Source organism: Streptomyces sp. NPDC051172 (assembly GCF_040682555.1).
Classification (GTDB): domain Bacteria; phylum Actinomycetota; class Actinomycetes; order Streptomycetales; family Streptomycetaceae; genus Streptomyces.
This window is the reverse complement of sequence record NZ_JBFBBE010000014.1, coordinates 67,969-87,050: the sequence shown is the minus strand read 5'-3', so window position 1 is coordinate 87,050 and position 19,082 is coordinate 67,969. Positions and strand designations below refer to the sequence as shown.

Here is a 19,082-nt window from a genome sequence, read left to right as displayed (position 1 = left end):
TGGGGGAGACGCCCGCGGCCTTGGTTTGTGTGGCGTAACGGCCCACCACCCCGGGCGGTGGCCGCGCCGGGGGGGGGGGGTGGGGGGGGGCGGCGGCGGTGCGGCCGGCCCCGCCCCCCCGCGACAAGCTGGCCCAGCTGCTGCTCGAGGAGGTCCAGCACGACGCCCGCAACTGGCAGCTGTACGGCGCCGTGCTGACCGAGGTCAATCGCATCCTCGACGAGATGGACACCGAGCACCGCTCGCGCCGCCTCTTCGAGGAGCTGGACCGCAACTCCCGCGAACAGCGCGAGCGGATGCCGCGGCTGACCAGGCTGCGGGAGAGCCTGCGCGATTCCGAGCGGCTGCGGGTTCCGGAGGTGCTGCGCAGGATCCCCGACGGCCCCGGGCGTCGTTCCGGGTGACGCACCACCGGAGCGGCCTACGCGTCCGGGGCCGGAAAGCAAAGGGGCGGCGGATGACGGACCAGGGCGTGCGGATCGACGGGAACACCCTGCGGTTGCCGGGCGGTGTGGCGGTGCGGTTCGTGCGCACCCTGCGGCTGCCGGAGACGGGCACCCACCCACTGCCGCCGGGACTGGGCGAGTTCCCGGTGCGCCGGGTCGCGGACTTCCCGGACACGGTGCCCGAGCAGTGGCGTGCGCGGGGCGGTGTGATGCTGCCGGTGTATCTGCGCGAGGCGATGTGGCTGAGCTTCGGGGGGACCGTGGAGCCGGCCGCGCTGCAGGTGGGGGTCGGCAAGGTGTGCGCTGTCTCGGGGAAGCCGTGGAGCGACCGGCTGTCCAGGAAACCGCAGAACTACCTGGTGCTGCCCCGCCAGCCCTGGCTGGACGGCATCAACTCCGGGAAGGGCACCGTTCGCCAGTTCGTGGCGGTGCCGCTGGGCCTGGGGGCGACCGTCGAGGGCCAGGTCACGGGCGAGGAGACCTGGGGCGGCGTCCAGCTGCAGTCCTTCCCGCTCCGCGAGGCCAAGCTCGCCGAGTGGCGCGAGGAGGAGCGGCGCCGCTCCGAGCTGCGGCGGACGAGCATGGCGGCCGGTGGCTACGGGGCGGCGCTGCCCATGGCGGCGGCCGCGCCGGGCGGCCCGGTGCCGGTGGCGGCTCCGGCGGGCGGTGCGCGTCCCGCCGCGGCCATGGGGCTCGGTGTCGGCGGTTCGATGCGGCAGGAGGTCTACCGGGACGACCGGCCGGTCGAGGACTGGGCCGAGCAACCCGCCGGCCCGGTGTTCGTGCACCTCGTGACGCCTCCGGAGTGGCGCCGCATCACCGGCGAGGCTCCCCCGCCGTCGCCCGTGAACCGTGCGGAGTACACCCGGGCCGGACTGCCCTGGTACGACTACTACGACCAGGACGCGGAGGATCTCTCCCCCACGGACACGCTGGAGGGCGTGAAGCCGGTCGGCGACTGGCTCGGCGAGGACCACGAACCCTGGCAGGATCCCGCGCCGCAGCAGGTCAAGCCGCTGAAGGACGCACCGGGCAAGCCGGTGGAGGACGGCGACTGGTAGAACCGCAGCATTGCACCCTACGCAACGCCCGTTGCCGTTCTTGCGCCCACCGGTCGGCACGGGTCATGGTGGCTTGTCGGCGAACGAGGCGAGCGACCACCTGAGGTGTGGACATGGGCAGTGGGACAGGAGCGGCGGGTGGCGGCTGGAGGAGGCGCCGCTTCGTCGGTGCGCTCGCCGGAGCGGCCGCGGTGACGGCACTGCCGGCTCCCGCGCCGCCCAAGGACTCGGCCGCCCACACCACCACGACCCGCGACCGGGCGGCGCCCGCCGCCGAACAGCCCTCCGCCGAGTCCACCGCCCGGCACCCGGCCGAAAAGCCCGCCGGCCCTCAGCCGCTCCACCTGGGCACCTACACCACGGTCGAGGGCGGCGGCACGGGCGTCGGACTCGCCACGTACGACCCCGGCTCCGGCCGCATCACCGGCACCGGAACCCTGACGGGCATCGTCAACCCGTCGTATCTTGCGCTGCACCCGGACCGCCGCACGCTGTACACGGTGAACGAGCACGACCACGGCGCCGTGACCGCCGTACGTCTCGCCGACCGCAAGATCCTTGGCGCACGCGCCACCGGCGGGGCGGGCCCCTGCCACCTCTCCGTGCACCCGGGCGGCAGCTGGCTGCTGAGCGCCAACTACACGTCGGGCAGCGTGTCCGTGCACCCGATCGACAAGTCGGGCGCACTGGGCGAGCGCACGGACGTGGTCACGCACTCGACTCCGTCCCCCGGGCCGGGCCAACAGGGCCCGCACGCCCACCAGTTCATCACCAGCCCCGACGGCGGCCATGTGCTCGCCGTCGACCTGGGCACGGACACCGTCTACACCTACCGCCTGGACGAGCGCCGGGGCACCCTCACCGAGGTCGCGCAGGCGCACACCCGGCCGGGCGCGGGTCCGCGCCACCTCACCTTCCATCCCGGCGGACGGCACGCCTATCTGGCCAACGAGGTCGACAACACGGTCGCGGTCTGCGCGTACGAGCCCGCCACCGGACGGCTGACGATCGGCGAGCCCCAGTCCACGGGCTCCGGCCCGGGCACCAATTACCCGGCACAGTTCGTGGTGACCGCGAACGGCTCCTACGCCTATCTCGCCAACCGCGGCGACAACAGCCTCGCGCGCTACGCCGTCGAGGCGGACGGCGCCCGGCTGCGACTGCTCGGCACGGTTCCGGTCTCGGGTGACTTCCCGCGCCAGATCGCCTTCTCGCCCGACGGGAGTCTGCTGTTCGCGGCGAACCAGAAGTCCGGCACGGTCAGTGTCTTCCACGTCGACGGCGAGAGCGGTGACCTGCGGCTCGCGGGCGAGCCGTTCGCCTCACCCGTCGCCGTCTGCGCGCTGCCGCTGTAGGGCGCGCGAGCAGGAGGCGGCACTGGCCTGCGCGAGCAGGACGTGCATGCGTTCCGTGAGCTCACCCACGTCGTCGGCGGGCGTATGGAAGGGCAGTCGTACGTCGCCGTGGGCGCGGTTGCGCTCGATGCGCAGCGTCAGTCCGTGCCGGTCGACGGCGACGGGCCGGACGCGGACCGCGCCGTGCAGACTGGCGCGGTCGACGAGCCGGGTGAGCCGCTCGACGGCGTCGGGGTGGCAGTCGGCGAGGTGGGTCAGCAGGTGCGCCTCGGCGAGGGCGAGCGGGTCGGGTTGCGCGGCAGCGAACTCGTCCAGGTCGACGACCACCGCGCCGGACGACTGCCGCAGCACGATCCGGGTCGGCCGGAACGCCAGGTGGCCGTCCTCGGGGAGGAAGTGCCCGGCGAGCCAGAGCCGGGCGCGGATGCGGTGGCGCACCGGGACGGGTGCGACGTCGGCGAACTCCAGCACCGCATGGGGTTCTCCGCGGGGCGCGCAGATCGCGGCCGCGAGCAGGGCGCTGTCCTCGGGCACGTGCAGCAGCACGCGGCCGTCCTCGTCCACGCCGTGCGCGCCGACGAACTCCTCGCGACCGCCGTCCGCGGTCACGGCGCAGGACCAGGCGGCGGCGAGTACCGACCGGGCCCGTTCGGCCGCGGCAGGCGCGGCCGTCCAGTTGGGGCTGTCACCCATCCCAAATCTCCTTAGGTAAGCCTTGCCTAACCTATCGAAGATCGGGGTGTACGCCAACCACGACGCCAGCCACGGGGTGGCTTGAGCGGTCGGCCTCAGGGGGCGATGACTCCCAGCAACGCCCGGGCGCACAGGTCGCGCACCTGCTGCCGGGTCAGTTCCGAACCCCGCAGCCACTCCAGGCAGACGGCCGTGGTGAAGGCCAGCCAGCCGCGGACGGCCAGCTTGAGGTCGGGGCGCTGCTGTGCGACCGGGCCGAGTTCGGGGTCGGCGGCGAGCGTCGCCAGGATCTGCCGCTCCTGTGCGGCCAGTGCCCGCTGGTAGACCCGGCGGATGGCCTGGTCCCCCGCCGCGTCGGCGCGATGGAAGGCGCGGAAGCCGTGCGCGTGGGTGTGGACGTACTCCAGGAAGATGTCGAGTCCGGCGGCGAGCTGCTCCCGCGCCGGGACTCCGGGCACGGCCGCCGTCATCTGCAGCATGCGTTCGCTCTGCCGCTCGACGACCGCGGCGAAGAAGTCCCGCTTGGTCGGGAAGTAGTGGTACAGCAGGCCGCGCGAGACACCGGCGATCTCGGCGACCTGTTCGATCCACACCTCGTCGTACGGACTCTCCGAGAACAGCCGCGCCCCCACTGCCAGCAACTGCTCCCGGCGCTCCTCGGTGCTGAGCCGGCGGCGCGTGCGCTCGCCCTGGTTGGCGGCCATGCCCGCACTTTACTTGACGCCGGTTCAACAGCGGGATCAGACTGGAGCCCGCTATTGAACCCACGTACAACAAACCCTCTGGACAGTTGTACAACAGCTCGACCTGCCGCTGATTCAAGGGAGAACGCGTCATGGCGGAGACGACGTCAGGGGCCCGGCCGGAGACACAGGCCACGCTTCCCAAGGGGTTCCGGGGCGCCGAACAGGGCTGGCCCGAGCTGCACCGCATCCCGCATCCCCCGAACCGACTCCCCCTGCTCGGCGATGTGCTCGGCGCCGACCGGCGCGCGCCCGTCCAGGACTCCATGCGCTACGCACGGCAGCTCGGGCCGATCTTCCGGCGCAAGGCGTTCGGCAAGGAGTTCGTGTTCGTGTGGGGCGCCGATCCTGCGGCCGACATGGCGGACGAGTCGCGCTTCGCCAAGCACGTCGGCCTCGGGGTCGCCAATCTGCGGCCGGTCGTCGGGGACGCGCTGTTCACGGCGTACAACCACGAGCCGAACTGGCAGCTGGCGCACGACGTCCTGGCCCCGGGCTTCAGCCGGGAGGCCATGGAGGGCTACCACCCGATGATGCTGGCGGTGGCCGGGCGGCTCACCGACCACTGGGACCGCGAGCTGACGGCGGGCCGGGCGGTGGACGTGCCCGGGGACATGACCAAGCTGACGCTGGAGACGATCGCTCGCACCGGATTCGGGCACGACTTCGGTTCCTTCGAGCGGCCCCGGCTGCATCCGTTCGTGACCGCGATGGTGGGCACACTCACGTATGCCCAGCGTCTGAACACGGTGCCCTCGCCGCTGGCGCCGTTCCTTCTGCGGGCTGCCTCGCGCCGCAACGAGGCCGACATCGCGTATCTCAACCGCACGGTCGACGACCTGGTCCGGGCCCGTCGCGCATCCGGCGAGGACGGCGACGGGGATCTGCTGGACCGGATGCTGGAGACCGCCCACCCCGAGACCGGGGAGCGGCTGTCCCCCGAGAACGTGCGCCGCCAGGTCATCACCTTCCTGGTGGCCGGCCACGAGACGACGTCGGGCGCGCTCTCCTTCGCCCTGCACTACCTCTCCCGGCACCCCGAGATCGCGGCCCGTGCCAGGGCCGAGGTGGACGCCGTCTGGGGCGATGCGGCGGTGCCCGGCTACGACCAGGTGGCCAAGCTGCGGTATGTGCGGCGGGTGCTGGACGAGGCGCTGCGGATGTGGCCGACGGCGCCGGCCTTCGCAAGGGAGGCCCGCGAGGACACGGTGCTCGCCGGGGACCATCCGATGCGGCGCGGGGCCTGGGCGCTGGTCCTCACCGCGATGCTGCACCGCGACCCGCAGGTGTGGGGCAGCGACGCCGAGCGGTTCGATCCGGACCGCTTCGACCCGAAGGCCGTACGGTCCCGGGCCCCGCACACCTTCAAGCCGTTCGGGACGGGGGCGCGGGCGTGCATCGGGCGGCAGTTCGCGCTGCACGAGGCCACGCTGGTGCTCGGTCTGCTGCTGCGCCGCTACGAGCTGCGGCCCGACCCGGACTACCGGCTGCGGGTGACCGAGCGGCTCACCCTGATGCCGCAGGGGCTGCGGCTGCACCTGGAGCGGCGCATTGTCACCGCCGGGGTTTCCCCGGCGGACGCCCTGGACGGGGCTCCGTCAGAGCTGCGCTGTCCAGTGCACGGGGCGGGTGACTGAGTCAGGCAGTCGGGTGCCGGCGTTGCCGCGGGCGGCGTTGAGCTGGGGCTGGGTGAGGAAGAAGGCGCCGGTCAGGTCGGCGTCGCTGAGATCGGCGTCGCGCAGGTCGGCGCCGATCATGTCCGCGCCGCGCAGGTCGGCTCCGGTCAGGTCGGCGGCTATGAGGTAGGCGCCGCGGAGGTTGGCACCGCGCAGGTCGGCGCCCTTGAGGCGGGCGCCCATCAGGTCGGCACCGCGGCGGTCCCCCTTGCGGCCGCGGGCGCCGGCACCGGCCCGCACCAGCTCGCTGGTCTTCAGCAGGAGCACGTTGACGTCCTGCCGGTGCGCGCCCACGTCCAACGCGCCCAGCTGCTCGGGGGTCTGGCGGGTGAGCTCCTCGGTCTTCTGCAGGGCGCGGCGCAGCTCGGCGTGGACAGGGCGCGCCGGGGGCAGGGCCAGGGCCTCGGTGAGGTACCAGAGCAGTTCGTGCAGCTGCCGTACGACCGGGAACACGTCGAACATGCGCCGGGCGTCCGCCCGTGAGGTCGTGCGCCAGTCCTGTCCGCCGAAGGTGGCCTGCGAGACCTGCTGGCCCGCGCCGAAGCAGTCGTAGACCGTGCAGCCGCTGAAGCCCTGCTGCCGCAGCCGGGCGTGGATGCCGCAGCGGTGGTCCTCCCGCAGGTTCCGGCAGGGCGTGCCGGCCTTCTTGTCGATCGCGAAGTCGGCGGAGGCGGCGAACGGCAGGGCGACACAGCAGAGGCCGAAGCAACGCTCGCAGTCGCCGCGCAGCTCGGCCCGGTCGGCTGTCTGATCTGGCATGACGCCAAGCCTATCGGGGTGCGCCGGGGCGCCGTCGGCAGCCGTACGTACAGTCGTCGTATGGCGCTTTCACGCGAAGAACGGGAAGGTTTCCTTGCTGAGCCGCAGGTGGCCGCGCTGGGTGTCGCCGCCGGTGACGACCGGGGGCCGTTGGTGGTGCCGATCTGGTACGCCTACGAGCGCGGCGGTCTGCCGTGGATCCTCACCGGCGCGGACTCCCGGAAGATGACCCTGATCAGAGCCGCGGGCCGCTTCAGTCTGATGGTCCAGCGCACGCAGCCGACGACCCGATACGTGTCCGTCGAAGGACCGGTCGCCGAGGTGGCCGAGGGAAGCGGCGCGCTCCACCGTGAGATGGCCGGGCGCTATCTGTCGGGGGCGGCACTCGACGAGTTCGTGGCTTTCGCCGGGGCCGAACTCGCCGATCACGTCGTGGTGCGTATGCGGCCGGAGCACTGGTTCGCCGCGGACCTGGGCACGACCGGATGACGAGCCGCTGCCGTCAGCCGGACAGCAGCGCCTGCTCCCACTGCTCCTGCCGCTCTTCGATGTACTCGGCATCCCCACGCCACGCCTCGCCGTGGCCTTCCGCCCAGAGTCTCGTCCACGGCTGGTTGCCCCGGTCCGCCTGATCCCTGAGGAAGTCGTGCATGGCTCGGGTACGGCGTCCCAGCATCGGTACGAGGGCGCGCCGTTCGGTCTCGTCGAGTCCGTAGGCGTCGGCGAAGAGGCGCAGACGGCCGGCGGCGTCGGGGCTTTGCCAGTCGGGATGAGCGGACAGGGGCACGAAGCCGCGGATGGCGTAGGCGACGTCCCAGAGGCGGGAGCCGGGGGCGGCCGTGTCCCAGTCGATGAAGGCCCACTCGTCGTCGCCACCGACCACGAGGTTCCACGGCGCCAGGTCCTGGTGGGCGATGATGTCGGCGCCCTCCGCGGGAACGAGCACCTGCCAGCGGGCGTCGGCCGGCGGCGTGAAGTCCTTCACGGCGTCGTGGAAGTCCCGGATCAGCCGGGCCACGCGAACCAGTCCCGCCGCCGGCTTCACCAGCGCGAACCTGTCGGGCCAGATCACACCGCCCGGTACGAAGGTCAATACCTCGCGCCCCTTGTCGTCGATCCCGAGGGGTCGCGGGGCCGCCCGGAAGCCGGCCTCGTACAGGTGCGTGAGCAGGGAGTGCACGGCGGGCGTCCAAGGCCCGGCGGGCCGGCGGACGGTATCGCCAATGCGGACGACACCGTCGCTGACGTTCCCGCCGGACAGCGGCTGTTCGTCCTCGTGCACTGAAACCTCTCCTCAACTCCCGTGGGGCGAGGGCTCGCCCGGTGATCAGCAACAGATGACTTGGTCGAAGACTATCTGGAGCACTGCCGGATGCCCGGCGTGGCGTGGACGGACATCGGGTCGGCCCTCGGGGCGACCCGGCAGGCCGTGCAGCAACTGCATTGCTCCTTGCGGAACACGGCTTCGGTGAGCGGCGGTCATGACCCCGCCCGCTTGCTCCGGTTCGGGGCCGGGTGACGTGCGGCGCCGGTGTTCTCGACCTTCTCGATGTTCTCGACCAGCTTCGCGATCTTCGCCTGTTTCGCCTTGATTCCGCGGGCTGTGAGCCGTAGGTGAGCCGACGACTCGGGCACGGTCGGTTCGAGCTCCTCCAAACGTCGCCGTTCGAGGGCGAGTTCGGTCTTGAGGCGTGCTGCCCGGTCGGGTGGGGCGGGCGGGGTCCGGCCGTTGAAGGTCACGTTGTACTTGGGGCGTTCGGTCCAGACGGCCTCGCGTTCGGCTGCCTCCGGGTCGTCCGGGTACCCGATCCGTATCCCGACGACCTGCGGCGCCCATGGCTGCTCCCGCAGGTGCGTGCGCACTCGGGTGAGCGGGGAGATCGAGATGCCGACGTACAGCAGGCCTTCCAGACCGTACAGCCGGTACAGCGCTGTGCGGCCCGCGGTGTGCAGACTGCCCTCCCCGTCGAACAGGCCACGCAGGAACTGCGAATCGACGTCGGCCATGACGCGGCCCCTTCTGCTCGACGGGCACCGTTTGTCCATGTCCCACGCTGCCATGCGGGTGTGACAGAGGCTCTGTTGCGGACCCCACCGAAGTCGGCGTGCGGAAACCGAACCTCACCGATGAGTTTCCGGCGCTGTGGGGGTCTCCTCATTCAACGGAAAACAAGCTCGGCTATCACAGATACGAGCCCACTTAAGGCGGGAGCCAGACGAACCGAGGAGAGAGACCATGTGCAGTCACCGACCACCGTGCCCCACCGTAGACAACCCGGATCACCACAGCGCCGTGACCGTGTCGGCCCATCCCGAACAGGGCTGGAGCCTGCTGTGCAACGGGACGATCGTGTTTGACGACACCGGTGAACTGCTGCCGGACGGGCGGGTCGTGAACCCGCAGCGCATCCCGCGTCCGCTGGCCGTGGCCGCCTGATTCTCAGTCGAGTGATCGTTCCTGCGCTGACAGACCGTCTTGTCGAAACCTGCGCTTCGTCTTCTGTGGCGAGAGGGATGTGTCAGAGTCTGCGCATGCTCGAGATCGTGGTGAAGACCGAGAACCAGGAGCGGTACGTCCGCGTGTCCGCCGCTGAGCTGGCCGGGCTGGTCCGGAGAATCGGTGGTGCCGGTGACCGCTTCCTGGTGATCCAACGGATACCCGACCTGCCTGACGTCTTCGCCCAGGTCTGGCACGAGACCGGTGCCGACTACACGCTGGAACACCGAGACGGCGCCGCCGACCGGCACGTCCAGGCGCTGGTTGACGCGCCCGAAGCCGTGATCACGGCGATTACCGGCTGGGCCCGCCAGGAGACCGGCTGGGACGGTGGTCCGGCTTGGTCGCTGCTGGACATGGGCCCCACCCGCGCAGTGCCGCCGCTCGACCTCGCCGAAAGCGAGCGCATGGAGTTGGAGAAGCACGTCCGAGAGGTGCTGGTCGGCGGGTACGCCTCCCGCGCCGAACTGGCCGAGATCGCTGAGGAGTACCTGGTCACCGAGGACCGTCGGCCGGTTTCGCGCGAGCAATCGGAGGCGCTGGCCGACCGGTTGTGGCTGGAGCGGGTCGCGGAGCAAGCTGCATGGCAGGGCGAGACCGACCCTGAGCGACTCACCCGCGCGTTCACCGCCCTGCAGGAGGCGGGGATCACTGCCCGCGAGAACTTCACCTGTTGCCGCAGTTGCGGCCAGTCCGAGATCGGCGGCGAAGGCCGGCCCGACGCCCGTGGTTTCGTCTACTTCCACACCCAGTGCACGGACTCCGCCGCCGCGGGCCACGGACTGATGCTCCTCTACGGCGGCTTCGACGACTCGTCCGAGACCACTGCGGGAATCGGCCGCGAGGTCGTGGTTGCCCTCGAAGCAGTCGGCCTCCACACCGAGTGGGACGGCGACCCCGGCCGGGCCATCACCGTCACCCCTTTGGACTGGCGCCGCCGCCTGGTCGGTTAGGGCCCGGCCCTTCCTCCCACAGCACCGATCAACGTGCGGGCCCACGCCCCACTTGGCGTGGAGTGCGGGCCCGCATGCCTGGTCCGGCCGACCGGTTCCACCGGGCGCCGGCCGTCCTCTCCGTCGTGTTGGGGGTGCTCAGCGAAGGCGTACCGGGAGGGAGCGGTGACCGTTGGAGATGAAGGAATCCACCGGCTCCAACTCGTCCTGCGGCACCGCGAGTTGCAGATCCGGGAAACGCTCGAAGAGCGCCGGCAGCGCGAGCCGCGCCTCCAGCCGCCCCAGCGGGGCACCCAGGCAGAAGTGCACGCCGTGGCCGAAGGCCAGGTGCTCCTTGTCGAAGCGGGTGACATCGAAGCGGTCCGCGTCGAGGCCGTACTTGCCGGGGTGGCGTCCGGCTGCGGCGTACGCGGCCAGGATGGCCTCGCCCTTGCCGATCACGACTCCTTCGGGACCGCCGAACTCGTTCATCGCCAGATCCTCCACGGCGTATCGCAGCGGCAGGCTGGCGACCGGCGCTTCGACACGCAGCGTCTCCTCGATCACGTCGTCCCAGGAGGCGTGGCCGCTGCGGACGAGGGCGAGTTGGTCGGGGTGGGTGAGCAGTGCGTGAATGGCGTTGTCGATGAGGTTGACCGTGGTTTCGTGGCCAGCGCTGACCATGAGCACCAGGGTGTCGAGGAGTTCCTGCTCGCTGAGGCGGCTGCCGCCCTCGTCGTGCCGCGACGCGATGAGGGCGGACGTCAGGTCGTCGCCGGGTGACTCCCTTTTGGCAGCGACGAGTTCGGCGAGCGCCGCGTAGAACCGCGTGTAGATGTCGGTGACCTCCTCCGGTGTGGCGGAGGTGTGGAAGATGCCGTCCACGACGGCCCGTAGCTCTGCGCCCTGGTCCTCGGGCAGGCCGAACAGTTCGCTGATGACCTGGATCGGCAACGGGTAGCAGAACCCGTCGCGCAGATCGACGACCCGCCCGTCCTGTCCGGCCTGCTCGACCCGGTCCAGCAGGTTCTTGGTGATCTCTTCGACACGAGGCCGGAGCGCGGCGGTGCGGCGTGCGGTGAACGCCTTGGAGACCAGGGCCCGCAGGCGTTTGTGCTCGCCGCCGTACGCGGTGAACATGTTCTGCACCGCGACCCACGTGAACAGCGGCCATTCCGGGGCGATTTCGCCGTTGATCCAGCGGGTCCAGTGGCGGCGCGGGTCCTTGGAGACGCGCGGGTCGGTCAGCAGGCGCCTGAGCAGATCGGGGGAGCTGACGGCCCATGCCGCGACCCCGTCGGGGAGTTCGACCAAGGTCACCGGTCCGCGATCGCGGATACGGGCGGCTTCGCCGTGAATGTCGCGACCGGTCGGGTCGATCACTAAGGGGTCGGGATGTTCCATCGCAGCCTCACAGAATCTCGAACGCCGATACGAAGCGTTACGCTACTTCGCCGTAGCGTCGCCGGGCGAGAGCGCCGTGGTGGATGCAACCCGCGTTCGGTGAAGCCGAACACACCGGTCGTCCGGGAGGCGCCGAAGCCGATGAGGGCTCCGAGCGCGACACCGGCGGCCGACTCCCGCAGGGCCAACCGGCATCCCGGTCGGTGGACTGACCAGCAGCAGAGCGGCGAGGGCCACGGAGGCGGCGGCCGGCCGCACACCGATGCGCGTGGCCGCCCCGATGGTCGTACGGGCGATGGTCACGCTGGGCAGGCTTCTGCCTCCCGGCGCTCCTGGTAGAGCGCGGCCGGCCGGCGGGCGGGTCGTGGACCCGAAGCGCATCTGCGTCCGCGGGCCGTGACCGCCTGACTTTCAGTCGAACGCGCCGAGGTCCAGGCGGGCGAGCCGTTCCGGGTCGGCCAGGATGTGCAGGGCCACGATCCGGCCGTCGGCGACGGTGACGCCCATCACCGACAGCGGCCGTCCCTCGGGCGCGTTGATGACACCGATCTCCCCGTTGACCAGCACCACCCGCGCGAACTGCGCGAACTGCCGGAACAGCAGCGCCTGTTCGGCCACCGGCTTCGCGCCGCGCACCGTCTTGGACGCGGCGGCGCCTCCGACCAGCGCACCGGAGTCGGCCCGCAGCACCACGTCGGGATGCAGGACAGCGACCAGCGCCTCGAAGTCACCGGCTCGGGCGGCCGCCATGAAGGCTTCGACGACCTGCCGCTGTCTGCCGAGGTCGGGCTCCGAGGACGGTGTGGCACCGCGGACGCGGCGCCGGGCCCGGCTGGCCAGCTGTCTCGTCGCCGCGGAACTGCGCTCCACGATCGGCGCAATGTCGTCGAACGGCACGGCGAACATGTCGTGCAGCACGAACGCCAGCCGCTCGGCGGGTTCCAGGGTCTCCAGGACCACCAGCAGTGCCAGCCCCACCGAGTCGGCCTGCAGGACCTCCTGCTCGGGGTCTATCTGCGCCAGGGGCCTGATCACGGGATCGGGCACGAACGTCTCGTCGATGGGATCCTCGCGACGCGAGGCCCGGGAGCGCAGCATGTCGAGACAGACCCGTCCGGCCACGGTGGTCAGCCAGCCGCCCAGGTTCTGGATGGCGTCCACGTCGGAGCGGCTCAGCTTCAGCCAGCTCTCCTGGACGGCGTCCTCCGCCTCGGCGACCGAACCGAGCATGCGGTAGGCGACCGCCTTCAGCTGACCCCGGTGTTCCTCGAACCGGTCGGCCAGTGCGTCCGTGCCGTTCATGTGCTCCCCCTGTGCGTCGTGAACGTGCGGGTGATCTATCGGTTGAAGACCTCGAAAGCGACCGAGGGCCGGCCCCCGAACCGCTCCCCCGTCGCCGTGGCGTTCGCGGTCAGGAATCCGCGGGCGTACGTCTCCGGGTCCTCGTCGGTCAACACCTCGATGTAGCTGCGGTGTTCGAGCAGTGAGTGCACCGCGCGCTCCAGTCCGGCCGAGGCGTCCGCCGCGTGCGTGGGCGAGGCGGAGCCTGCGACGGCGACCCAGCGGACGCCGTTCCAGGGCTCCAGACCCTCTTCGACGAGTTCGGGGAAGATCCACCGGTTGCCGGCGTCGCCCGTCGCGTCGAGCACGGCGCGGCCGACGGCCACGTGGTCCGGAGTGTTCCAGGCGCCCCCGCCCCAGGTGTCGCGGTGGTTCATGGTGATCACCAGCTCGGGTCGGTGGCGGCGGATCGCGGCGGCGACGTCACGGCGCAGAGCGGTGCCGTACTCGATCACGCCGTCCTGGTGGTCGAGGAACTCCACCTGCGTCACCCCCACCACCGCCGCGCTCGCCCACTGCTCCCGCTCGCGCAGCGGACCGCACTTCGCGGGCTCAAGGGTGTCGATACCCGCCTCACCGCGCGAGGCCAGTACGTAGACGACCTCGCGGCCCTCGTCGGTCCAGGCGGCGACGGCCGCCGAGCACCCGTACTCGAGGTCGTCCGGGTGCGCGACGACGGCGAGGGCGCGCTGCCAGTCGGCGGGCATGGGCCGCAACTCGGTGATCTTCGGCTCGGTCATGGTCGAAGACTAGTGCGTGACGCCGACATCACTCCCGGTGAAATCTCATGCCTCGTCGCGCGTCAGCGCCAGCAGCCGGTCCAGCACCCGCGGCCCTCCGGCCCGTACGCCGTCGTGCTCGAACTCGTCGGTCACCCAGGTCCGCAGGCCGCGGATGGTGCGTGCCGTCTCAAGAGCGTGCGCCGTGTCGACGTACATGTCGTCGTGGTAGATCGCCGCCGCGACCGGGACCTCGTTGGCGGCGAGGCGGGCGGGGTCGTAGAGGGGTGGCCAGTCGGTGCGGGCGGCGAGGAGGTCGGCGGTCTCGCGCAGGGGGCGCAGCGCCGGGTCGCAGTCGAACATCCACGGGTGGACGGACTCGCCGGTGAACAGGAGCGGGCCGTCGCCCGCGAGGGTCTTCGCGGCGTCGAACTGCGGGAACTCGGCGCGGACGCGTTCGGCGGACCACGCGGTGGGGCGTTCGTCCTGGCCGTAGATCGCCTCGTGGACGAGGGCGTAGAGGGGGTGGCTCGCGTAGGAGAGGAGGCCTTGGGTCTGTTCCTGGAATGCGTCGGAGAGGGCCTGGCCGTGCGGGGTGCGGACGAAGGCGTGTTCCAGGAGGTAGTGCAGGCGGTGGCTGCCCTCACTGCTGCCGAGGACGATACCGAGGGACTGGAAGGCCTCGGCGGTGAGGCGGTAGCCGCCCGCGAGGGTGACCTCGTGGGTGAGGAGGTGGTCGGCGATACGACGGGCCCGCTCGACGTCCTGCGGGTAGCGGGCGTAGTGGGCGGCGACCTTGCGTTCGATGCGGGGGTAGGCGGCGCGGTAGACGTCGTCGGCGTGCGCGTCGAGGGAGGGCAGGCCGCCGGTGATCACGGCGGCGGTCAGGCCTTCGGGGGCGCTGGAGAGGTAGTTCACGGTGCAGAAGCCGCCGAAGCTCTGGCCGAGGACCGTCCAGCGGGCGCCGCCGGTGACCTGGGCGCGGATCGCCTCGCAGTCGCGGACGATCGCGTCGGCCCGGAAGTGCGCGAGGTAGTCGGCCTGTCGGGCGGGGCCGCCGCGCAGCGGAAGGGTCTGGCGGTTGGCGGGTGTGGAGTGGCCGGTGCCGCGCTGGTCGAGGAGGAGGACGCGGTACTCCTTGAGGGCGCGGCCAAGCCAGGACTGTCTGCCCACGAAGCGGTTCGCGCCGAAGCCGGGGCCGCCCTGGAGGTACACGAGCCAGGGCAGGTTCTGCTGGGTCTTGTCGCTCGCGACGACTTCACGGGCGTAGAGCTCGATCGTCTCCCCCGCCGGCTCGTCGTGGTCGAGGGGAACGGTGAAGTGGCGGTCGGTGAGGACGACGCCGGGCTGGCGGTAGGTGGCGGTCAACGGGTCTCCAGGGACGGACGGGTGTCGGGCCGCGTCCCACTTCACCACATGTTCGGCCGGCGGCGGACCCCCGGGATCATGAAAACTTACTGACCGGGCGATCAGCGGGCGGACAGGCTTGAGCGTCGTACGACGAGCTCCGGCTGGAGTACGACACGCCGGTGCTCGTGCCGCCTTGCCGCGGTCTCCGCCTCCGTCTCCTCCAGCAGCAGCTCGGCGGCCAGGGCGCCCATGGTGACGGCGGGCTGGCGTACCGAGGTGAGCGGGACGGCCGCGGCAGCGGCGAACTCGATGTCGTCGTAGCCGACGATGGCGAGGTCGTCGGGGACCGTTATGCCGGCTGCGTACATGGCCTGCAGGACGCCGAGGGCGAGGAGGTCGTTGGCGCAGAAGACGGCGGTGGGGCGGTCGGCGAGGCCGAGCAGGCGGGCACCGGCGTCCCGTCCGGCGGCCACGTCCAGCCGTTCGGTGGGCAGTTCGCGCAGGCGGTCCGGTGCCAGGCCGGCCTCGGCGAGGGCGTTCAGGGCGCCCGTGCGGCGGTCGCGGACCTGGTTGAGGCCGGGCGGACCGCTGACGTAGGCGATGGTGCGGTGCCCGGCGTCGACGAGGTGGCGCACGGCCAGGGCGCCGCCCGCCACGTCGTCGACGGAGACGGAGCACTCGGTGGTGCCCTCGGCGACCCGGTCGACGAGGACGAAGGGGATGTTGTGCCGCCGGAACGTCTCGATGTTGCGGCCGGTCGCGTCGGCGGGGGTCAGCAGCACGCCGCGCACCCGCTGCTCGGCGAAGAGGGAGAGGTACTCGGCCTCCTCGCCCGCGCTCTGGGCGCTGTTGCAGACCATGACGCCGAGCCCGGCGTCGCGTGCGGCACGCTCGGCGCCGCGCGCGACGTCCACGAAGAACGGGTTGCCCATGTCCAGGACCAGCAGCCCCATGATCCGGCTGCGGCCCGCGCGCAGCTGGCGCGCGGACTCGCTGCGGACGTAGCCGAGCCGGTCGATCGCGGACAGCACCCGGGCCCGGGTCTCCGTGGCGACCGTGTCCGGACGGTTGATCACGTTCGACACCGTGCCGACGGAGACTCCGGCGGCGCGGGCGACGTCCTTGATACCCACCGACTGGCTCATCGGGCAGGGACCTCCAGGGGACGTGATTCGGCCGGAATGCCTTCACATTACCGTCATCGTCCGACGCATCCGGCCCGGTCACGCGGGCAGTGCGAAGTCGACGACGTGGAGTGCCGAGGGCGTCGTACCGCTCGACCTCTCCTGGTACATGAACGACAGGACGTTGTCCGCCTCGACCCGCAGCTCGTCGATCACGACCTCGCCGAAGGCGTTCAGTTCGCTGCCGTCGTACAGCAGCGTCCAGTCCGTGTGTCCGGAGGCCTTCGAGGCGCCGGCGATCCGGCCGAAGGGGAAGATCGCGTAGGCGTTGTCGTACTTGTCCAGGATCAGCTTGGTGCGCTGGCTGGAGCCCAGCGCGACGGGGATCTCGGTCTTCTGCCAGGTGCCGGAGGGGTTCTTGCGGAGGTGGAAGGCGCGGCCGCCCGCGGTGCGGTCGGCGACGTAGTCGGTGGTGCACTGGCCGAAGCGGCCGGGGACGTAGCTGATGATGGCGTGCGGGAGGCCGGAGGAGTCGGTGAACTGGCTTTCCTGGTTCATCAGCGAGTGGTCGGGACCGAGCGAGTCGACGACCAGTCCGGTGTCGGTGACGGCCACCGTGTCGGAGCTGCCGGTCGTCGCCACGAGCGCGCCGACGTCGTTGCGCCAGGTGCGGCCGCGGTCGGTGGAGTAGACGTAACCGGTGTCGTGGTTGGTGATGCCGCCGCTGTTGCACATCACGGCGGCGTTCTGCTCGCGCCAGGTGAAGAAGGAGTGCAGGCGGCCGCCCGCGTCGTAGTCGATGCCGTGCAGATACATGTTGCGGGCGGTCGAGGAGCCGTGCGAGCTGGTGTACGTGCCGGTGGAGCTGGACCACTCCCCCAGTGCCGTCCACGTCGAACCGTCGTACTCGGCAAGGGCGTTGCGGCCGTTGCCGGAGATCCCGACCCGGTAGCTGAGCTGCAGCTTGCCCTCGGGGGTCGAGATGAACTGGGGGTAGGTGAACCGGGAGGTGAGCGCGAGGCCGTCGAGTGAGGTCTGCACCGCGCCGAAGACGGACGAGGTCCAGGCCGTGGTCGCCGGGTTGTCGAGGAGTCCGGCGACGGACTTCACGTAGAAGTAGCCGTCGCTGTGGGAGTCCATGTTGAGGTGCAGGCGGCCGTCGGCCTTGGAGACGCCCATGGAGATGACGTTGTGGGAGTCGCTGGTCTTGAGGACGTGGGACAGCGTCACGGTCGACCAGCTGCTCCCGTCGAGCACGCGACGGCCGATCACGGCGTTGCCGGTGGAGGTGTACCAGGCGGCGTACTGGTGGCCCTTGTAGGTGAGCAGGCCGCACTTCTGGAACGAGTTGTTGTTGACCAGTCCGTCGTAGGAGACGAAGAAGACGGCCTGACCGTCGAGTTGGGTGGTGCTCTTCTTGCTGACGGAGGGGCCGGGATCGGCGGCCCGTGCGACGCCCGGCGATGCCACGGCCGTCAGCATGGCGGTCGCGAGCACGGTACGTCTTCTCATGAGCGGCTCCAGCAGGGGGGCGAGGGGACGTCAGGCGAGGTGGAAAACTTCGGTGAGCGGTTTCATTACCTCGTCGGGCCGGGCGCCGTCCAGCGACTCGAAGAGCGTCGCCATCTCGGCCTGCCAGCGGGAGTTGACCTCGGTGGCCTCCATGCCGGCGATCGCGGCGGCGAAGTCCTCGGTCTCCAGGTAGCCGACGAGCAGGCCGTCGTCGCGCAGGAAGAGGGAGTAGTTGTGCCAGCCGGTGGCGAAGAGCGCTTCGAGCATCTCCGGCCACACGGCGGCATGGCGTTCGCGGTACTCGGCGAGCCGGTCCTCGCGGACCTTGAGGAGGAAACAGACGCGCTGCATGAAGTACCAGCTCCCGCAGGGGTGGAAGGGGCTCAGAAGTTGAACTGGTCGATGTTCTCGGCGTTGAACACGGTCGGCTTTCCCAAGGTGATCACGCCGTCCTTGCCGATGGTGTAGGTGGTGTTGCCGGCCTTGAAGGTCTCGCCCTCCTTCCCGGTGATCTGACCGGAGGCCAGCGCGACGGCGGTGCGGGCGGCCAGGTCGCCGAGCTTGGACGGGTCCCACAGCTCGAAGCCCTCGACGGTGCCGTTCTTGACGTACTTGCGCATGTCGTTCGGGGTGCCGAGGCCGGTCAGCTTGACCTTGCCCTTGTACTTGGAGCCGGACAGATACTGGGCGGCCGCCTTGATGCCCACCGTGGTCGGGGAGATGATCCCCTTCAGGTTCGGATACTGCTGGAGCAGGCCCTGGGTCTGCTGGAAGGACTGCTGGGCGTCGTCGTTTCCGTAGGCGACCTTGACCAGCTTGATGTTCTTGTACTTCGGGTCCGCCAGCTCCTTCTTCATGAAGTCGATCCACACGTTCTGGTTCGTCGCGGTCTGGGCGGCGGACAGGATCGCGATCTCGCCCTTGTAGCCGATCTGCTGGGCGAGCAGCTGCACCTCGGTACGGCCCAGGTCCTCGGCGGAGGCCTGCGAGACGAAGGCGTTGCGGCAGTCGGGCTTGGTGTCGGAGTCGTAGGTGACGACCTTGATGTTGTTCCTCATGGCCTGCTTGAGCGCGGTGCACAGGGCGCCCGGGTCCTGCGCGGACACGGCCATCGCGTTGACCTGCTGCTGGGTGAGCGTGTTGACGTAGGAGACCTGGCCGGCGGTGTCGGTGGCGCTGGAGGGGCCGACCTCCTTGTACTTGCTGCCCAGCTCGGTCAGCGCCTGCTCGCCGCCCTTGTCAGCGGAGGTGAAGTAGGGGTTGTTGACCTGCTTGGGCAGGAAGCCGACGGTCAGGCCCTTCTTGAGGGCGGCGCCCGGGTCGGCCTTGGCGGTCGAGGTGGCCGCCGTGTCGTCACTCTTGGAGTTGTTCTTGGTGGTGCCACCACAAGCGGTGAGGGCAAGGGCGAAAGAGGTGCCGGCGGCGAGCGCCGCACAGGCACGGCGGAGGGATGACTTGCGCATGGTGAAG

General features: G+C 70.8%; 19 protein-coding genes and 1 pseudogene. 7 read left to right on the top strand and 13 right to left on the bottom strand.

Going from position 1 to position 19,082, the window contains the following annotated elements; translation table 11 throughout:
- Positions 1-119: 119 nt before the first annotated feature.
- The 3 genes and pseudogenes from AB0N07_RS11320 to AB0N07_RS11310 form a co-directional block, all read left to right on the top strand.
- Positions 120-404, top strand: a pseudogene (locus AB0N07_RS11320) (hypothetical protein); the annotation flags it as partial.
- 53 nt (positions 405-457) lie between these two features.
- Positions 458-1,507 (top strand): hypothetical protein, encoded by a 1,050-nt coding sequence (locus AB0N07_RS11315; RefSeq protein ID WP_365833992.1) that lies wholly within the window; start codon positions 458-460, stop codon positions 1,505-1,507.
- A gap of 113 nt (positions 1,508-1,620) precedes the next feature.
- Positions 1,621-2,862: a lactonase family protein gene (locus tag AB0N07_RS11310; protein WP_365833991.1), complete on the top strand. Its 1,242-nt coding sequence runs from the start codon at positions 1,621-1,623 to the stop codon at positions 2,860-2,862.
- Here AB0N07_RS11310 and AB0N07_RS11305 read toward each other — a convergent pair.
- Both AB0N07_RS11305 and AB0N07_RS11300 read right to left on the bottom strand, forming a co-directional pair.
- Positions 2,830-3,555, bottom strand: a complete 726-nt coding sequence (locus AB0N07_RS11305; RefSeq protein WP_365833990.1) for a DUF2470 domain-containing protein — start codon at positions 3,553-3,555, stop codon at positions 2,830-2,832. The two genes, AB0N07_RS11310 and AB0N07_RS11305, sit on opposite strands and share 33 nt — an antisense overlap.
- A gap of 95 nt (positions 3,556-3,650) precedes the next feature.
- Entirely contained in the window at positions 3,651-4,259 is a 609-nt protein-coding gene (locus AB0N07_RS11300; RefSeq protein WP_365833989.1) for a TetR/AcrR family transcriptional regulator, read from the bottom strand.
- 131 nt (positions 4,260-4,390) lie between these two features.
- Between AB0N07_RS11300 and AB0N07_RS11295 the strand changes: the two genes are divergently transcribed.
- Positions 4,391-5,935, top strand: a complete 1,545-nt coding sequence (locus AB0N07_RS11295) for a cytochrome P450 (protein ID WP_365833988.1) — start codon at positions 4,391-4,393, stop codon at positions 5,933-5,935.
- Here AB0N07_RS11295 and AB0N07_RS11290 read toward each other — a convergent pair.
- Positions 5,897-6,733, bottom strand: coding sequence for a pentapeptide repeat-containing protein (locus AB0N07_RS11290; RefSeq protein ID WP_365833987.1), 837 nt, complete (start codon positions 6,731-6,733; stop codon positions 5,897-5,899). The genes AB0N07_RS11295 and AB0N07_RS11290 overlap by 39 nt on opposite strands.
- 60 nt (positions 6,734-6,793) lie before the next feature.
- On the opposite strand from AB0N07_RS11290, the gene AB0N07_RS11285 reads away from it, so the two are divergent.
- Positions 6,794-7,222, top strand: coding sequence for a pyridoxamine 5'-phosphate oxidase family protein (locus tag AB0N07_RS11285; protein ID WP_365833986.1), 429 nt, complete (start codon positions 6,794-6,796; stop codon positions 7,220-7,222).
- A 13-nt stretch (positions 7,223-7,235) separates the two neighbouring features.
- Here AB0N07_RS11285 and AB0N07_RS11280 read toward each other — a convergent pair whose 3' ends face one another.
- Positions 7,236-8,015: an aminoglycoside phosphotransferase family protein gene (locus AB0N07_RS11280; protein WP_365833985.1), complete on the bottom strand. Its 780-nt coding sequence runs from the start codon at positions 8,013-8,015 to the stop codon at positions 7,236-7,238.
- Positions 8,016-8,212: 197 nt separating this feature from the next.
- Positions 8,213-8,740, bottom strand: a complete 528-nt coding sequence (locus AB0N07_RS11275) for a GIY-YIG nuclease family protein (RefSeq protein ID WP_365833984.1) — start codon at positions 8,738-8,740, stop codon at positions 8,213-8,215.
- Positions 8,741-8,969: 229 nt separating this feature from the next.
- Here AB0N07_RS11275 and AB0N07_RS11270 point away from each other — a divergent pair, with 229 nt between their 5' ends.
- Together AB0N07_RS11270 and AB0N07_RS11265 are read left to right on the top strand one after the other, a co-directional pair.
- Complete coding sequence (locus AB0N07_RS11270) at positions 8,970-9,170, top strand: DUF5999 family protein (protein ID WP_365833983.1); 201 nt, start codon at positions 8,970-8,972, stop codon at positions 9,168-9,170.
- A gap of 95 nt (positions 9,171-9,265) precedes the next feature.
- A complete protein-coding gene (locus AB0N07_RS11265; protein WP_365833982.1) occupies positions 9,266-10,183 on the top strand; it encodes a hypothetical protein in 918 nt (305 codons plus the stop codon).
- Positions 10,184-10,321: 138 nt separating this feature from the next.
- Here AB0N07_RS11265 and AB0N07_RS11260 read toward each other — a convergent pair whose 3' ends face one another.
- The 8 genes from AB0N07_RS11260 to rhaS all read right to left on the bottom strand — a co-directional run bounded on the left by AB0N07_RS11260 (position 10,322) and on the right by rhaS (position 19,075).
- Positions 10,322-11,566: a cytochrome P450 gene (locus AB0N07_RS11260; protein ID WP_365833981.1), complete on the bottom strand. Its 1,245-nt coding sequence runs from the start codon at positions 11,564-11,566 to the stop codon at positions 10,322-10,324.
- Positions 11,567-11,977: 411 nt separating this feature from the next.
- Positions 11,978-12,868, bottom strand: a complete 891-nt coding sequence (sigJ, locus tag AB0N07_RS11255; RefSeq protein WP_365833980.1) for an RNA polymerase sigma factor SigJ — start codon at positions 12,866-12,868, stop codon at positions 11,978-11,980.
- Between the two features lie 35 nt (positions 12,869-12,903).
- A complete protein-coding gene (locus tag AB0N07_RS11250; RefSeq protein ID WP_365833979.1) occupies positions 12,904-13,647 on the bottom strand; it encodes a PIG-L deacetylase family protein in 744 nt (247 codons plus the stop codon).
- A gap of 45 nt (positions 13,648-13,692) precedes the next feature.
- Positions 13,693-14,994, bottom strand: coding sequence for an alpha/beta fold hydrolase (locus tag AB0N07_RS11245; protein ID WP_365833978.1), 1,302 nt, complete (start codon positions 14,992-14,994; stop codon positions 13,693-13,695).
- A 101-nt stretch (positions 14,995-15,095) separates the two neighbouring features.
- Positions 15,096-16,121 carry a LacI family DNA-binding transcriptional regulator gene (locus AB0N07_RS11240; RefSeq protein WP_365833977.1) on the bottom strand — a complete coding sequence of 342 codons (1,026 nt, stop codon included), beginning with the start codon at positions 16,119-16,121 and terminating at the stop codon, positions 15,096-15,098.
- A gap of 78 nt (positions 16,122-16,199) precedes the next feature.
- The gene (locus tag AB0N07_RS11235) at positions 16,200-17,612 is read right to left on the bottom strand and encodes a BNR repeat-containing protein (protein WP_365833976.1); all 1,413 of its coding nucleotides are present in this window, start codon (positions 17,610-17,612) and stop codon (positions 16,200-16,202) included.
- 30 nt (positions 17,613-17,642) lie between these two features.
- Entirely contained in the window at positions 17,643-17,963 is a 321-nt protein-coding gene (locus AB0N07_RS11230; RefSeq protein ID WP_365833975.1) for an L-rhamnose mutarotase, read from the bottom strand.
- A gap of 32 nt (positions 17,964-17,995) precedes the next feature.
- Positions 17,996-19,075, bottom strand: a complete 1,080-nt coding sequence (gene rhaS / locus AB0N07_RS11225) for a rhamnose ABC transporter substrate-binding protein (protein WP_365833974.1) — start codon at positions 19,073-19,075, stop codon at positions 17,996-17,998.
- Positions 19,076-19,082 lie beyond the last annotated feature (7 nt).

What these genes read in the sequence shown, in the direction of transcription:
- AB0N07_RS11275 (WP_365833984.1), bottom strand. Translation starts at nt 8,740, where the DNA reads ATGGCCGACGTCGATTCGCAGTTCCTGCGTGGCCTGTTCGACGGGGAG.
- AB0N07_RS11250 (WP_365833979.1), bottom strand. Translation starts at nt 13,647, where the DNA reads ATGACCGAGCCGAAGATCACCGAGTTGCGGCCCATGCCCGCCGACTGG.
- AB0N07_RS11305 (WP_365833990.1), bottom strand. Translation starts at nt 3,555, where the DNA reads ATGGGTGACAGCCCCAACTGGACGGCCGCGCCTGCCGCGGCCGAACGG.
- AB0N07_RS11300 (WP_365833989.1), bottom strand. Translation starts at nt 4,259, where the DNA reads ATGGCCGCCAACCAGGGCGAGCGCACGCGCCGCCGGCTCAGCACCGAG.
- AB0N07_RS11315 (WP_365833992.1), top strand. Translation starts at nt 458, where the DNA reads ATGACGGACCAGGGCGTGCGGATCGACGGGAACACCCTGCGGTTGCCG.
- AB0N07_RS11285 (WP_365833986.1), top strand. Translation starts at nt 6,794, where the DNA reads ATGGCGCTTTCACGCGAAGAACGGGAAGGTTTCCTTGCTGAGCCGCAG.
- AB0N07_RS11310 (WP_365833991.1), top strand. Translation starts at nt 1,621, where the DNA reads ATGGGCAGTGGGACAGGAGCGGCGGGTGGCGGCTGGAGGAGGCGCCGC.
- AB0N07_RS11235 (WP_365833976.1), bottom strand. Translation starts at nt 17,612, where the DNA reads ATGAGAAGACGTACCGTGCTCGCGACCGCCATGCTGACGGCCGTGGCA.
- rhaS (WP_365833974.1), bottom strand. Translation starts at nt 19,075, where the DNA reads ATGCGCAAGTCATCCCTCCGCCGTGCCTGTGCGGCGCTCGCCGCCGGC.
- AB0N07_RS11295 (WP_365833988.1), top strand. Translation starts at nt 4,391, where the DNA reads ATGGCGGAGACGACGTCAGGGGCCCGGCCGGAGACACAGGCCACGCTT.
- AB0N07_RS11290 (WP_365833987.1), bottom strand. Translation starts at nt 6,733, where the DNA reads ATGCCAGATCAGACAGCCGACCGGGCCGAGCTGCGCGGCGACTGCGAG.
- sigJ (WP_365833980.1), bottom strand. Translation starts at nt 12,868, where the DNA reads ATGAACGGCACGGACGCACTGGCCGACCGGTTCGAGGAACACCGGGGT.
- AB0N07_RS11230 (WP_365833975.1), bottom strand. Translation starts at nt 17,963, where the DNA reads ATGCAGCGCGTCTGTTTCCTCCTCAAGGTCCGCGAGGACCGGCTCGCC.
- AB0N07_RS11240 (WP_365833977.1), bottom strand. Translation starts at nt 16,121, where the DNA reads ATGAGCCAGTCGGTGGGTATCAAGGACGTCGCCCGCGCCGCCGGAGTC.
- AB0N07_RS11260 (WP_365833981.1), bottom strand. Translation starts at nt 11,566, where the DNA reads ATGGAACATCCCGACCCCTTAGTGATCGACCCGACCGGTCGCGACATT.
- AB0N07_RS11265 (WP_365833982.1), top strand. Translation starts at nt 9,266, where the DNA reads ATGCTCGAGATCGTGGTGAAGACCGAGAACCAGGAGCGGTACGTCCGC.
- AB0N07_RS11270 (WP_365833983.1), top strand. Translation starts at nt 8,970, where the DNA reads ATGTGCAGTCACCGACCACCGTGCCCCACCGTAGACAACCCGGATCAC.